Here is a 12,032-nt window from a genome sequence, read left to right as displayed (position 1 = left end):
GCGCGCAGGCTGCAAGTTTCGCTCATAGCACGTAATACAGAATGGCGAAGTAATGTGCGATGCTCCCGGCCATCACGAACAGATGCCAGACGCCGTGTGCGTGCCTGAGCCGGGTGTCGAGCGCGTAGAACGCAATCCCGACGGTATAGAGCACGCCACCTGCGGCGACCCAGAGGAAACCCGCCGTTCCCAGCGCCTTCAGCAAGGGGACGAGAGCCGCCAGAACGGCCCAGCCCATGACGAGGTAGATCACCATCGAGAGGACGCGCGCGTCGCTGCGCGGCCGGATTTCCTGCAGGCCACCGACCAGCGCCAGTCCCCAGACCACGGCAAACAGGGACCAGCCCCAGGCGCCGCGCAGAGTGACCAGACAGAATGGTGTGTAACTTCCTGCAATCAGCAGGTAGATGCTCTGGTGGTCCAGCTTGCGCAGGATGTTCTTGGCCGGTCCGCGGACGCTATGGTACAGCGCTGAAAAACTGTAGAGCATCACCAGCGTCGCGCCGTAGATCGACACGCTGACGATCTTCCACGGATCACCCCCCTGTGTCGCGAGCACCACGAGAACGATGGCACCGGCGAGCGCGAGCATGGCCCCGACCAGGTGAGTCCAGGCGTTGAACCTTTCGCCGTAATACATTTCGCTTGCGCTTTCCCTCCACGAGCGGTCCATCCGGCTGCATGCGTGCCAAATGGACGGTCGTTCGAACGGCATCCTGCCTATTCTCCGGGAGGCCACCAGCTATGGTCAATCGGCAATGCCGCAGGCTGTGCTTCGTCCTCGCGCCGCTCGCCAGCGCACCACTGCCGCTCTGCGTGGCAACGACAGTTGCCGTACCGCGTACCGATCGGAGCCATCACTCCATTCGCCGACATCGACAATGACATCCAAGGCGTGATCCATTGCACGGAAGATGGCGTAGCGGCCCGTTATAATGAAAAAAATGCATTGACCAGCGCCTCGCCGACGCGCGGCACAGGGTGCAAGCTGACCGATCGGAGTGACATGGATATCAAGGCCGAGGTAATCGCAGTTCTCGACGAGGTGCTGAATCTGAAAGGCCGCGCGAGTACTCTTGCCCTGGACACGCCCTTGCTCGGAGCAATCCCGGAGCTTGATTCGATGGCGGTGATTGCCGTGATCTCCGGGCTGGAGGAGCGCTTCGACTTTATTTTCAAGGACGACGAATTCGGGGGATCGATCTTCGCTTCGCTGGCAAGCCTGATCGATTTCGTACAAGGCAAGCGGGCCGCCTGAGCACCATGGACCGCATCGCATTTTTCGCGTCGACGACTTGGAAAGGGCACCGCCCGGTCGCCGCCGGATTCAGCCAGATCCATCGTCGCCCATCCCAGGCAAAGGAATCCTTCGCATGAACACTGGCATCGCTGGTACCTACCAAGGGCGGCACCACCGCCGCGGCAAGGCCCGACCCGGCTCGTCGCGCTGGTTCAGACGCTATCGCTGGCTGGTAATCACCGGGTGGCTACTGCTGACATTGGTGATCGGCTGGGTGGTCTTCCTCCGATCCGACCAGGCGCCCACGCCATCAGCCGCCACACGTGTGAGCGAGCTGCCGAACATGCCGTCGAGCGCGACGATGCCGCCGGTGCGCCTTCCCGCCGACGATGCCGCGCACGACAAGCTCACGGAATGGTGGTACTACAGCGGCCATCTGCAGACCGACTCCGGCGAGCGCTACTCGTTCCACGTCGCGTCGTTCCTGCGTGGTGGGACGCTGCTCCATGCCGTATTCCAGGGTTCTCTCCTCGACCATCAGACCGAAAAGCTCTACACCGAGCAAGCACGCACTGCCGGCAACCCTTCGGATGGGCGTCGCGACGGCTTCAATCTCACCTTCGGCGGCTGGCAGCTGAGCGGCGAAGGCGCACAACACCGGGCAAGGATGAGCGGCAAGGATTTTGCGCTCGATTTGCAGCTTGCCGACAGCCACAGTCCGGTCCTGCACCAGGTACCGAATACCCCGATCGCCGGTCTGCTGGATTTTGGTGCTGCCGGCATGAGCTACTACACTTCGCGCCCGCGCATGACGGCAAACGGCTCCCTGACCATCGGCGGTACCACCAAGCCGGTGCATGGTGAGGTCTGGTTCGACCATCAGTGGGGTGATTTCGAGGCGGCAAAGCTGCGCTGGAACTGGTTTGCACTGCAGCTCGCGGACGGCGCCGACCTCATGATCTTCGATCTCTCCGATCGTCGGGGAAGCTCCGTCCTGCGCATGGGGACCTACGCCAAGAACGGAGAGGTCGTGGCACTCGGCGCGACGGATTTTGCAATGAACGCCCGCGGCAGCTGGAAGAGTCCGGCGCCGGCGATCGCCTATCCCGTCAACTGGACGATCTCGGTGCCTGGCAAGGGATTGCAGCTGCAAGTCGATCCCGTGATCCGCGAGAGCCAGTTCGACGCCCGCACGACGACACTCAATGTCTACTGGGAGGGAGCGGTCAAGGTCAGCGGCTCGCACGACGGGGTCGGCTTCATGGAGCTCAGCGGCTACGAAGCACAGGCCGAGGAGGCGCGGAAAAGGCGCTGACGCGCACGAGCGATCGGGCCTCTCGTCGGAGCCGATTCCGTAAGCGGAAGGCGCGTTCATCCCGGGAAGGCGCGAGCGGCGTTTTGCCAACAGACCTGCAGCGGCTAAGATGTCGGACTTTGTGCCGCGCAGGCGCTCGCCCGGATCAGCAATGAACCTGCTCAGAACTCTCGCCACCGTCAGCAGCATGACGCTGCTGTCGCGCATCCTCGGTTTCGTCCGCGACTTCGTCATCGCCCGCGCCTTCGGTGCCGGGGTGCTGACCGATGCGTTCTTTGTCGCTTTCAAGCTGCCCAACCTGCTGCGCCGCCTTTTCGCCGAAGGTGCTTTCTCGCAGGCCTTCGTGCCGGTGCTTGGGCAATACAAGAACCAGCGCCCGGCCGAGGAAACCCGGCAGCTCGTAGACCACGTCGTGAGTCTTCTGTTTCTCGTCGTGCTGGCGGTGACGGTGCTGGGAATGGTCGCCGCGCCGCTGCTCGTGTACGTCTCGGCACCAGGCTTTGTAGACGAGCCGGAAAAATTCGCGCTGACCGTCCAACTGACACGCATCACCTTTCCCTACATTCTCTTCATGTCGCTGGTCGCACTGGCGGGTGGCGTTCTCAACACCTGGAGCCGCTTCGCCGTACCCGCGTTCACTCCCGTCCTGCTCAACGTATCGTTGATCTTCATGGCGCTTTTCGCCGCACCGCGGTTCGACCCGCCGATCATGGCGCTCGCTTGGGCAGTCTTTCTCGGCGGCGCGCTGCAGCTCGCCTTCCAGATTCCCAGCCTGAAACGAATCGGCATGCTGCCTCGATTCTCCGTCAACCTGCGTGACCCGGGCGTTCGCCGCATCTTCCGACTGATGGCGCCGGCCGTGCTGGGAGTTTCCGTGGCGCAGCTCAGCCTGCTGCTCAATACCGTCTTCGCCTCGTTCCTCGACACCGGCAGCGTGTCCTGGCTCTATTATGCTGATCGCCTGATGGAGTTTCCCGCAGGCATGCTCGGCGCCGCCCTCGGCACCGTTCTCCTTCCGTCGCTGGCCAAATGCCACGCCAGCGACCGACCCGAAGAATATTCGCGGCTACTGGACTGGGGCTTGCGCCTGACTTTTCTGCTTGCCGCGCCGGCAGCGCTGGCACTTTGCATCCTTGCCGTACCGCTGATCACCACGCTCTTCCACCATGGCGCGTTCTCTGCCATCGACGTGTTCAAGACACGCGACGCACTGGTTGCCTACGGTGTCGGGCTGCTCGGCCTGATCCTGGTCAAGGTACTGGCACCGGGATTCTATGCTCGGCAGAACATCCGCACGCCGGTCAAGATCGCCTTGCTGACTCTGTTCGTCACGCAGATACTGAACCTCGCGCTGATCGGCTGGCTGCAGCATGCCGGTCTGGCGCTGTCGATCGGGCTGGCGGCCAGTCTCAACGCTGGCCTCCTCTACCATGGTCTGCGCGCACGCGGCATTTACACGCCGCAGCCCGGCTGGTGGCGGTTTTGCCTCAGGCTGGCATTTGCCCTGCTGAGCATGGGCGCCGTCCTCTGGTATCTGCGCGGCGACGCGGCCGACTGGCTCGGCTGGCACCTCGGTGAGCGGCTGCTGCGCCTTTCTTTCCTCGTCTGCTTCGGTGTCGGCGCCTATTTCGCTACACTATGGATCGCAGGCTTTCGCCTGCGCGACTTCAAGCGCAGCGCAGCCGAGTAATCAATCAGGAGGATTCACGATGAAATTGATCAGCAGCAGTTTCCTGGATGGCCAGCGGATTCCCGGCGACTTCGCGTTCTGCATCCCCGACCCCGCGCACCATGTCTGTCTTGGCAGCAATCGCAACCCGCACCTCGCGTGGAGCGGCGCTCCGGCCGAAACGCGGTCGTTTGCCCTGATCTGCCACGACCCGGATGTTCCCAGCCGCGGGGACGACGTCAATCAGGAAGGGCGCACGGTACCGGCATCGTTGGCGCGCGTCGATTTCTTTCACTGGCTGCTGTTCGATCTTCCCGCCAGTCTCAGCGAGATTCGCGAGGGAGAGTTTTGCGACGACGTCACGCCACGCGGCAAACCCGGCCCGCATGCCGCGCACGGCGCGCGGCAGGGGATCAACGACTATACCAGCTGGTTCGCCGGCGACAACGACATGCGCGGCGACTACTACGGTTACGATGGTCCGTGTCCGCCATGGAACGACGAAATCATGCACCGCTACGTGTTCACGCTGTTCGCACTCGACGTTCCCGTCCTGAACGTAGAGGGTCGACCGACCGGCCAGCAAGTGCGTGCCGCGATCCAGGGACACGTTCTTGCCGAGGCAAGCCTGACCGGGATCTACACGCTCAATCCGACACTCGGAGCGTAGTCCAACCGCCTCGGTGAAACACGCGGGTTCGGGCAGACCGACGGCAAGCCAAGGCAACAGGGAAGTGTCCGGGAATGCCCTCCTGCGGCAAAGCGCGGCGAGAAATGGCGGCTGGTGCGCGCCAACGGGAGGGGAAGAACGAGCAGTGGCGACCGACTGTTGGAATTCATCTGCGGTGGAGGAGTGTCTCTGGATCCAGATTGGAACCTGGTGTGGCATCCTGGTAGAGGGCGGTCTGCAGCCGGCCAGAAGCGGCCAGTGAAGTGACCGAGAATTCCGTAGTCTTGCCGACGGCTGTTCCGCTGAAACCGGACCTGCCCCCGCAGTGGCGCGCTGGGTGTCACGAGCGTCAGTAGTCCGCAGTGACGGTGCCGATGTCGGTCAGGCGACGGAATCCGCGCTGCCAGGCGATCGAGCAGTTCGATCGACGGGAGCGTCAGGCCGACGCTGCCGCCCGGGCCTCGCTTGACGCTGATAGGCTAAGCGTTCGGCGTCGATTTCACGCAGACGTTCCAGCTCAAAGGCGGGTCGAGCGCAGGAGCGTAACAGTCGCTCCAGACCCTGGCGGGCCCCCCTGGTAACGTAGTACCTCGTTGAGGCTGATGTGCCGGAACGGTAAAGTTACCGACCTCCTGGTTCGATCCCATCCGTCTTGATTCTCGGAATTGGTATGATGGATCAAAACTGATCGGGAGCATTCGTCCGTTCCGCACGCCGGTCCGGCACTGAACGATATGGAATATCGGAACGAGGGGCACGAACGCACGCTGGTTCTCGTGCACGGCATCGCCGGCGAGACCGCTTGGCAGCCGCTTGCTCGGCAACTGACCGTACGTCGCGAACTGCAGGAATGGGACATCCACTCTTTCGAGTACGTCGCGAAGTGGAAGCCGCGCTGGCTGCGCTTCAGGCTGGCCCGAAGTCCGGATTTGGGGAGAGTCGCCGATGCTTTCGTGACTCATTGCAGATCCACGCTCAACCGCTACAGCAGCTTCGCGATCCTGGCGCACAGCGCAGGCGGGCTGGTCGCGATGCGCGCCCTGCTGGACAGCGAATGGCTACGCAAACGCACGAGCCACGTCGTGCTGCTCGGAACGCCGACCGGTGGCGTACCGGCGGCCCGGCTATTTGGGATGCTGAGCCCACAATATCGCGATCTGGCGACCGGTAGCTCTTTCCTGAACGCCTTGCAGGACGAACTGGCCTCGGCGTGGGAAGAGCCGCCCTTCGCGCTGCGAGTGGTCGCGGCGATCGACGACGTGACCGTGACCCGGGATTCCGTATTTCACCAGTTTCCCGAATCGGTCCAGCGCGTAGTGCCGGGCGATCACGTGTCGATGATCCAGCCGCAGAGGCCGGACGCCGATGTTGTCGGAGTCGTCGTCAACCTGCTGACCAGCCGGCGGATTTTTCTGAGCTACGTGCGCGAGGATTCGGCGCGCGTCACTGAGATCTATCGTGCCCTCGAAAGGCACGAGTTTGCGCCATGGATCGACCAACGCAGCCTCACCCCGGGTGAATTGTGGAAAGCCTCGATCGAATCTGCGCTGCAGGAGTCCGACTGCTTCCTGGTGTTCCTGTCGGCAGCCGCGATCGCCGAGTTGTCCTGGGAAGGCGTGTTTAGACGCGAAGTAGACACGGCGATCCAGATCCAAGAAAAACGCGGCGCGCGATCCCGCTTCATCGTGCCGGTTCGCATAGACGAGCTCGATCTACCGGACAAACTCGCCCGGTTCCAGTGGTACGACCTTTTCTCGGGCAACGCGGAAGGGCTGGCGGACCTGCTCGAGAAAATCACCCTGAATCCGACATGATCGAAGGTGATCAAGGGATTGAAGGGGCGTGGGTCGAATCAACTTGATGAGATCAGTACCTCCGTCCCTGTCCTGCCGGGCACTCGAAACACCGCCGTAGAGCACAGATCCATTTATGGCCTAAAGAAGTCTGGACCGGACGGCGGCAATGGAGCATGAAGCAGCCGCATGATTACCATATGTCATGAGACCGCTGAGGGTCGTCAGCACGCGTTGATCATTGGCCACTTACGGGAAGCGAAACACCGACCGCTTTCCGGCGACGAATTAGTCGAGAGGACGGTTGCGTAGCGACCAAAAAGCGACAGATGACACTCTTAGCACCATTGGCGTCCAAGTGATCAGAACCCAGCCGTTCGAGATTCCGAGGTGGCGGTCAATCTGTGATCGGAATGAATCAAGCGCACCACGCTGTTGCTGCTGACCATTCACGACAGATGCGAACCGTTTGCTCGGTGGCGAGCGGCTCGTGAGTTAGTCCGCAGCGTGCGCCGCTTTCCTCGGTCAGAAAGTGAGCGCACTGCCGACATATGCCGAAGGCACGCTGCCCGTTCACGCGCTGCATGGCCGAGAGCAGGTTGCGCAGCGTACTTTCGAGTGTAGCCGCGTCAACTGGTCGCTCGCAGAGTGCCTGCTCAACGTGCTCGGCCCAGCTATCGCTCAACACAGACTCGCCTGCGGGGGTAAGTGTCAGGTGCACGCGCTTGCCATGATGGGCATCCGGTTCCTTGGTCAACAATCCCTTACGTTCCAGCACAGCGAGCGTCTGCGAGACCGTCCCGCGGGTGATGCCGAAATACTCCGCAATGGCGATGGGCAGGTCGCTGTATCGATTGGCCCGCATGAGGTAATGCAGGACCTGAATGTGGATGGGCAGCAACCCATGCCGCGCGGCAGCGTCGCGAACGGACTGTTGAATGAGTGCCCCCAGTCGTTCGAGCAGGAGAGAAGTTTGGCTCATGATTCGAATGTATCGCCTCGACGCACCTCTTGACAAGCATGATGTAGCGACCCCAAACTCCTGAATGCATCGAGTCGATGCATTCTAACGTCAATCTTGAGGAGTCACTCATGAGCGAAGCCTTGTTTTTCCATGCCGGATGCCCCGTGTGCGTAGCCGTCGAGCAGCAATTCGTCCAGGCGCTCGATCCGATGAGGTACGCGGTAGAAGTCGTCCATCTGGGCGAGCCAAAGGACCGTATCGCCCAGGCCGAGCGCTACGGCGTGAAGTCGGTGCCCGCGCTGGTCATCGAGGGCAAGCCGTTCCACATCGACTTCGGCGCTGCGCCGGCCGATCTGAAATAGGAGATTTCGATGCTGAAACTCTTCCTGCCTGTGCTCGCTTCGATGGCCGTTGTCCTGCCGGCCATCGCGGCCGACGTCCAGGTGCCATACCCGGCGGACTATCGCAACTGGTATCACGTCAAGAGCATGGTCATCGGAAAAGGCCATCCACTGTACGAGGCGTTCGGTGGAGTACATCACCTGTACGCCAACCCGAAAGCCGTGGCGGGTTACAAGTCTGGCAAGTTCCCGGATGGCGCGATCATCGTGTTCGACCTTTTGGAAGCGAAATCGGTGGACAATGCCGTTACCGAGGGCGCGCGCAAGGTCGTCGGCGATATGCACAAGGATGCGAAGAAGTTCGCCGCGACAGGCTGCTGGGGCTTCGAGGGCTTCGGCGGCGGCGACAAAACCAACCGTGTCGTGCATGACAATGCGGCCAGCGCCTGTTTTGCTTGCCACGAGCCGCAGAAGGGCCGCGACTGCGTGTTCAGTCGGGTGCGGGATTGAGGCATGGTGTCGATGGAAGCGCCAACGGCCCCCGAGTGGCAGGTTGATGTCTGGTTGAATACCCCGGCGCCGCTGGAACTGTCCCAGTTTCGGGGACGGGTGGTTCTGCTGCACGCCTTCCAGATGCTGTGCCCGGGCTACGTAAGCCACGCTGTGCCGCAGGCGGAACGGGTGCATCGGGAATATGCTGAACTCGGTGTGTCGGTCGTTGGCTTGCACACTGTTTTCGAGCACCACGCAGCGATGACGCCGGTAGCACTCGAAGCGTTCTTGCATGAATACCGTGTGACCCATCCGGTGGGCGCGGATGTCGCGGTAGCGGGAACCCCGGTTCCAGAAACGATGAATCGCTGCGGGATGCGGGGCACGCCCACGCTGGTCCTCATCGACCGCGCCGGCAAGCTGCGCCTGCACGAATTCGAGCGCATGGATGACCTGAGATTGGGGATGATGCTCGGACGACTGCTCGCAGAGGGACTGCAAGCTGGAGGGGCGACCCAAGAGGCCGGCTCTAGACTAGTTATCAGCCGTTCGGATGGCACCGGTGTCTCATCCTGGCCGGCTGGGTGAGGTTGCCAATGGCCTCTTCCAAGAATTCCAGTTCGCAGCTCCCCGACTTGGCCGACTGGCCGGTTTGGAGAAAGCTGATCGTCCGCGTGGGGTAGCATTAGCAGACCTCCCCATGGCATCTGTCCTGGGAGCACCGGGAATGGCCATGAAACACCTTCCCCTGACCGCCAGTTTCAAACAGGCAGTGATTGCAATATAGCGGCGGACGGGCCTCTCCCGGTAGATTACAAAAAAAGGGCCGTAGAACGGCCCCTTTCTTGTTGTGAGCAGTGGTAAGTCTGTCCAGCATCCAATGCTTACTGCACGCTGACCTCGACTCGGCGTGCTTCCTCGGGACCACCGCTGCCAGTGGTAACCATCGGCTTCTTGAGTTCGACGCGCTCTTCGGCAATGCCGACGTTCTTCAGCGCTTCGCGCACGGCGACCGCCCGATTCTTGGCGATGTCCTCGTTGGCCGCCTGGCTTCCACTTGGATCGTGGAAGCCGGAGATCGCCAGCTTCGCGCCGGGATTGCTCTTGGCGTAGGCAACGACCATCTCCAGCGTCTTGCCGGCATCGGCCGGCAGTTCCGTCGCACCGACCGCGAAGTAGATCTTGGCAACAGGCACTGCGACGACGACTGCGGCTGCAGGTGCAGGAGCGGCAGCGACCGGCTTGCTCACCGCGGCCGGGACCATCAGGGGTACGATCATCAGCGCAACGATGTTGATGATCTTGATCAGCGGGTTGACGGCCGGACCGGCGGTATCCTTGTAGGGGTCGCCGACGGTATCGCCGGTCACCGCCGACTTGTGAGCATCCGAACCCTTGCCGCCGAAGTGGCCGTCCTCGATGTATTTCTTGGCGTTGTCCCAGGCGCCACCACCCGTGGTCATCGAGATGGCGACGAACAGACCGGTGATGATCGTTCCCATCAGCAGGCCGCCCAGCGCCTTCGGACCCAGCAGCAGACCCACCAGCACCGGCACCAGAACCGGCAGGAGCGAGGGAACGATCATTTCGCGGATCGCGGCCACGGTCAGCATGCCGACAGCGCGGGAGTAGTCCGGCTTCGCCTTGCCTTCCATGATGCCCTTGATTTCCTTGAACTGCCGGCGTACCTCGATGACCACCGCACCGGCTGCGCGACCGACTGCTTCCATCGCCATCGCCGCGAACAGGTAGGGGATCAGGCCACCAAGGAAGAGGCCGATGATCACCATGTGGTCGGAGAGATCGAAGCGCAGGCTGCCGCCGAAATTGGTTTCCAGCGCATGCGTGTAGTCGGCGAACAGCACCAGTGCTGCCAGACCGGCCGAGCCGATGGCGTAGCCCTTGGTGACCGCCTTGGTGGTATTGCCGACCGCATCGAGCGGGTCGGTCACGTCACGCACCGACTTCGGCAGGCCGGACATCTCGGCAATGCCGCCGGCGTTGTCGGTGATCGGGCCGTAGGCGTCGAGGGCGACGATGATGCCGGTCATCGACAGCATCGAAGTGGCGGCAATGGCGATTCCGTAGAGGCCGGCGAGTGCGTAGGTGATGAAGATCGCCGCGCAAACGGAAATCACCGGCAGTGCGCATGCCTTCATCGATACGGCAAGGCCGGCGATGATGTTGGTACCGTGACCGGTGGTGGAGGCTTCGGCGACCCGCTTGACGGGCGAAAAATCGGTTCCGGTGTAGTACTCGGTGATCCACACCAGCAATCCGGTAAGCACGAGGCCGACTGCCGCCGCCACGAAGATGTTCATCGAACTGATCATGCTGCCGTCGGCGAGCGTGATGCCGGCACCGAGCAGCATCGTGGTAACCGGGTAGAAAGCAACCAGCGCCAGGACGCCAGCCACCGCCAGACCACGGTAGAGCGCGTTCATGATCTTGCCGCCATCGCTGGCTTTGACGAAGAAGCACCCGATGATCGAGGCAATGATCGAAATTCCGCCCAGGACCAGCGGGTAGATGACCAGACTATCGTTGGCACCGGCAACCCCCTTCAGCATCATCGCGCTGAGCACCATCGTCGCGACCACTGTCACCGCGTAGGTCTCGAAGAGGTCGGCTGCCATGCCCGCACAGTCGCCGACGTTGTCGCCGACGTTGTCGGCGATGACTGCCGGGTTGCGAGGATCATCCTCGGGAATGCCGGCCTCGACCTTGCCCACCAGGTCGGCACCCACGTCGGCACCCTTGGTGAAGATACCGCCGCCAAGACGGGCGAAGATGGAAATCAGCGATCCGCCAAAGGCCAGTGCTACCAGCGGTTCCACAGCGTGCTGCAGATCGCCGCCGGATCCCCGGAGAACGGCGTAGTAGCCGGCGACGCCCAGAAGACCGAGGCCGACGACCAGCATGCCGGTGATCGCACCGCCCTTGAAGGCCACGCCGAGCGCCGCAGAAATGCCGCTGCGCGCGGCTTCGGCAGTACGCACATTGGCGCGGACCGAGACGTTCATCCCGATGAAACCGGTGGCACCCGAAAGCACCGCACCGATCAGGAAGCCGATCGCCATCAGCTTGCCCAAGGCAAACCAGATCAGCACGAAAAGCACCGCCCCGACCAGGGCAATGGTCGTGTACTGCTTCGCCAGGTACGCAGAAGCGCCTTCCTGAACGGCCTTGGCAATTTCCTGCATGCGCGGGTTGCCGGCCGGCAACGAGAGAATCCACTTCGTCATGGCGGCGCCGTAGAGCACCGCCATGACCGCGCAAACCAGCGCGAACATCAGACCTGAAGACATATACAACCTCCCTCTCTAAATTGACCCACGCCCCGGCAAGCACCCCGGGGAAGCGGATTTACCGACTGCTAGACGACGAAACATACAACCTTCCAGAGCCGTTGTTGCGCCACTGGCCCGATGCCATGCAGCCGAGCGCGCAACGATTCGAACGTTCGCCACCGTGGAGAAGCCCGCGCCGGCCACCCTTGCTGGGGCTTTCTCCAACGGGACGGGCGGAACCCCTTGTTGCCACTGCTG

The 12,032-nt window shown here is 62.3% G+C and carries 11 protein-coding genes; 8 read left to right on the top strand and 3 right to left on the bottom strand.

The genetic code is table 11. The features are described from left to right. Positions 1-22 precede the first annotated feature (22 nt). Complete coding sequence (locus tag NFV80_RS01915) at positions 23-640, bottom strand: hemolysin III family protein (RefSeq protein ID WP_295327676.1); 618 nt, start codon at positions 638-640, stop codon at positions 23-25. A 189-nt stretch (positions 641-829) separates the two neighbouring features. Between NFV80_RS01915 and NFV80_RS17415 the strand changes: the two genes are divergently transcribed. The 5 genes from NFV80_RS17415 (at position 830) to NFV80_RS01890 (ending at position 6,708) form a co-directional block, all read left to right on the top strand. After that, complete coding sequence (locus tag NFV80_RS17415; protein ID WP_366143390.1) at positions 830-1,258, top strand: acyl carrier protein; 429 nt, start codon at positions 830-832, stop codon at positions 1,256-1,258. A 115-nt stretch (positions 1,259-1,373) separates the two neighbouring features. After that, positions 1,374-2,555, top strand: a complete 1,182-nt coding sequence (locus NFV80_RS01905; RefSeq protein WP_295327678.1) for a lipocalin family protein — start codon at positions 1,374-1,376, stop codon at positions 2,553-2,555. Positions 2,556-2,706: 151 nt separating this feature from the next. Then, positions 2,707-4,245, top strand: a complete 1,539-nt coding sequence (gene murJ, locus NFV80_RS01900; protein ID WP_295327680.1) for a murein biosynthesis integral membrane protein MurJ — start codon at positions 2,707-2,709, stop codon at positions 4,243-4,245. A gap of 19 nt (positions 4,246-4,264) precedes the next feature. After that, positions 4,265-4,894, top strand: coding sequence for a YbhB/YbcL family Raf kinase inhibitor-like protein (locus tag NFV80_RS01895; protein WP_295327682.1), 630 nt, complete (start codon positions 4,265-4,267; stop codon positions 4,892-4,894). Between the two features lie 734 nt (positions 4,895-5,628). Further along, complete coding sequence (locus tag NFV80_RS01890; RefSeq protein WP_295327684.1) at positions 5,629-6,708, top strand: TIR domain-containing protein; 1,080 nt, start codon at positions 5,629-5,631, stop codon at positions 6,706-6,708. 397 nt (positions 6,709-7,105) lie between these two features. Here NFV80_RS01890 and NFV80_RS01885 read toward each other — a convergent pair whose 3' ends face one another. Then, positions 7,106-7,669: a MarR family winged helix-turn-helix transcriptional regulator gene (locus NFV80_RS01885; protein WP_295327686.1), complete on the bottom strand. Its 564-nt coding sequence runs from the start codon at positions 7,667-7,669 to the stop codon at positions 7,106-7,108. A 110-nt stretch (positions 7,670-7,779) separates the two neighbouring features. Here NFV80_RS01885 and NFV80_RS01880 point away from each other — a divergent pair, with 110 nt between their 5' ends. From NFV80_RS01880 to NFV80_RS01870, 3 genes are read left to right on the top strand one after another with little or no spacing between them, the layout of a single operon-like run. Next, positions 7,780-8,013 carry a thioredoxin family protein gene (locus NFV80_RS01880; protein WP_295327688.1) on the top strand — a complete coding sequence of 78 codons (234 nt, stop codon included), beginning with the start codon at positions 7,780-7,782 and terminating at the stop codon, positions 8,011-8,013. A 9-nt stretch (positions 8,014-8,022) separates the two neighbouring features. Next, complete coding sequence (locus NFV80_RS01875; RefSeq protein ID WP_295327690.1) at positions 8,023-8,502, top strand: cytochrome P460 family protein; 480 nt, start codon at positions 8,023-8,025, stop codon at positions 8,500-8,502. A 3-nt stretch (positions 8,503-8,505) separates the two neighbouring features. After that, positions 8,506-9,072 (top strand): redoxin family protein, encoded by a 567-nt coding sequence (locus NFV80_RS01870; protein ID WP_295327692.1) that lies wholly within the window; start codon positions 8,506-8,508, stop codon positions 9,070-9,072. A 296-nt stretch (positions 9,073-9,368) separates the two neighbouring features. On the opposite strand, the gene NFV80_RS01865 is transcribed toward NFV80_RS01870, so the two are convergent. After that, positions 9,369-11,792 (bottom strand): sodium-translocating pyrophosphatase, encoded by a 2,424-nt coding sequence (locus NFV80_RS01865; RefSeq protein ID WP_295327694.1) that lies wholly within the window; start codon positions 11,790-11,792, stop codon positions 9,369-9,371. Between the last annotated feature and the right edge of the window lie 240 nt (positions 11,793-12,032).

Origin of the sequence: Accumulibacter sp. (assembly GCF_023806565.1) — a bacterium.
Taxonomy (GTDB): Bacteria; Pseudomonadota; Gammaproteobacteria; order Burkholderiales; family Rhodocyclaceae; genus Accumulibacter.
The sequence above is the reverse complement of the archived record's forward strand: the minus strand, read 5'-3'. Positions and strand labels throughout refer to the sequence as shown.

What these genes read in the sequence shown, in the direction of transcription:
- NFV80_RS01915 (WP_295327676.1), bottom strand. Translation starts at nt 640, where the DNA reads ATGTATTACGGCGAAAGGTTCAACGCCTGGACTCACCTGGTCGGGGCC.
- NFV80_RS01905 (WP_295327678.1), top strand. Translation starts at nt 1,374, where the DNA reads ATGAACACTGGCATCGCTGGTACCTACCAAGGGCGGCACCACCGCCGC.
- murJ (WP_295327680.1), top strand. Translation starts at nt 2,707, where the DNA reads ATGAACCTGCTCAGAACTCTCGCCACCGTCAGCAGCATGACGCTGCTG.
- NFV80_RS01895 (WP_295327682.1), top strand. Translation starts at nt 4,265, where the DNA reads ATGAAATTGATCAGCAGCAGTTTCCTGGATGGCCAGCGGATTCCCGGC.
- NFV80_RS01890 (WP_295327684.1), top strand. Translation starts at nt 5,629, where the DNA reads ATGGAATATCGGAACGAGGGGCACGAACGCACGCTGGTTCTCGTGCAC.
- NFV80_RS01885 (WP_295327686.1), bottom strand. Translation starts at nt 7,669, where the DNA reads ATGAGCCAAACTTCTCTCCTGCTCGAACGACTGGGGGCACTCATTCAA.
- NFV80_RS01880 (WP_295327688.1), top strand. Translation starts at nt 7,780, where the DNA reads ATGAGCGAAGCCTTGTTTTTCCATGCCGGATGCCCCGTGTGCGTAGCC.
- NFV80_RS01875 (WP_295327690.1), top strand. Translation starts at nt 8,023, where the DNA reads ATGCTGAAACTCTTCCTGCCTGTGCTCGCTTCGATGGCCGTTGTCCTG.
- NFV80_RS01870 (WP_295327692.1), top strand. Translation starts at nt 8,506, where the DNA reads ATGGTGTCGATGGAAGCGCCAACGGCCCCCGAGTGGCAGGTTGATGTC.
- NFV80_RS01865 (WP_295327694.1), bottom strand. Translation starts at nt 11,792, where the DNA reads ATGTCTTCAGGTCTGATGTTCGCGCTGGTTTGCGCGGTCATGGCGGTG.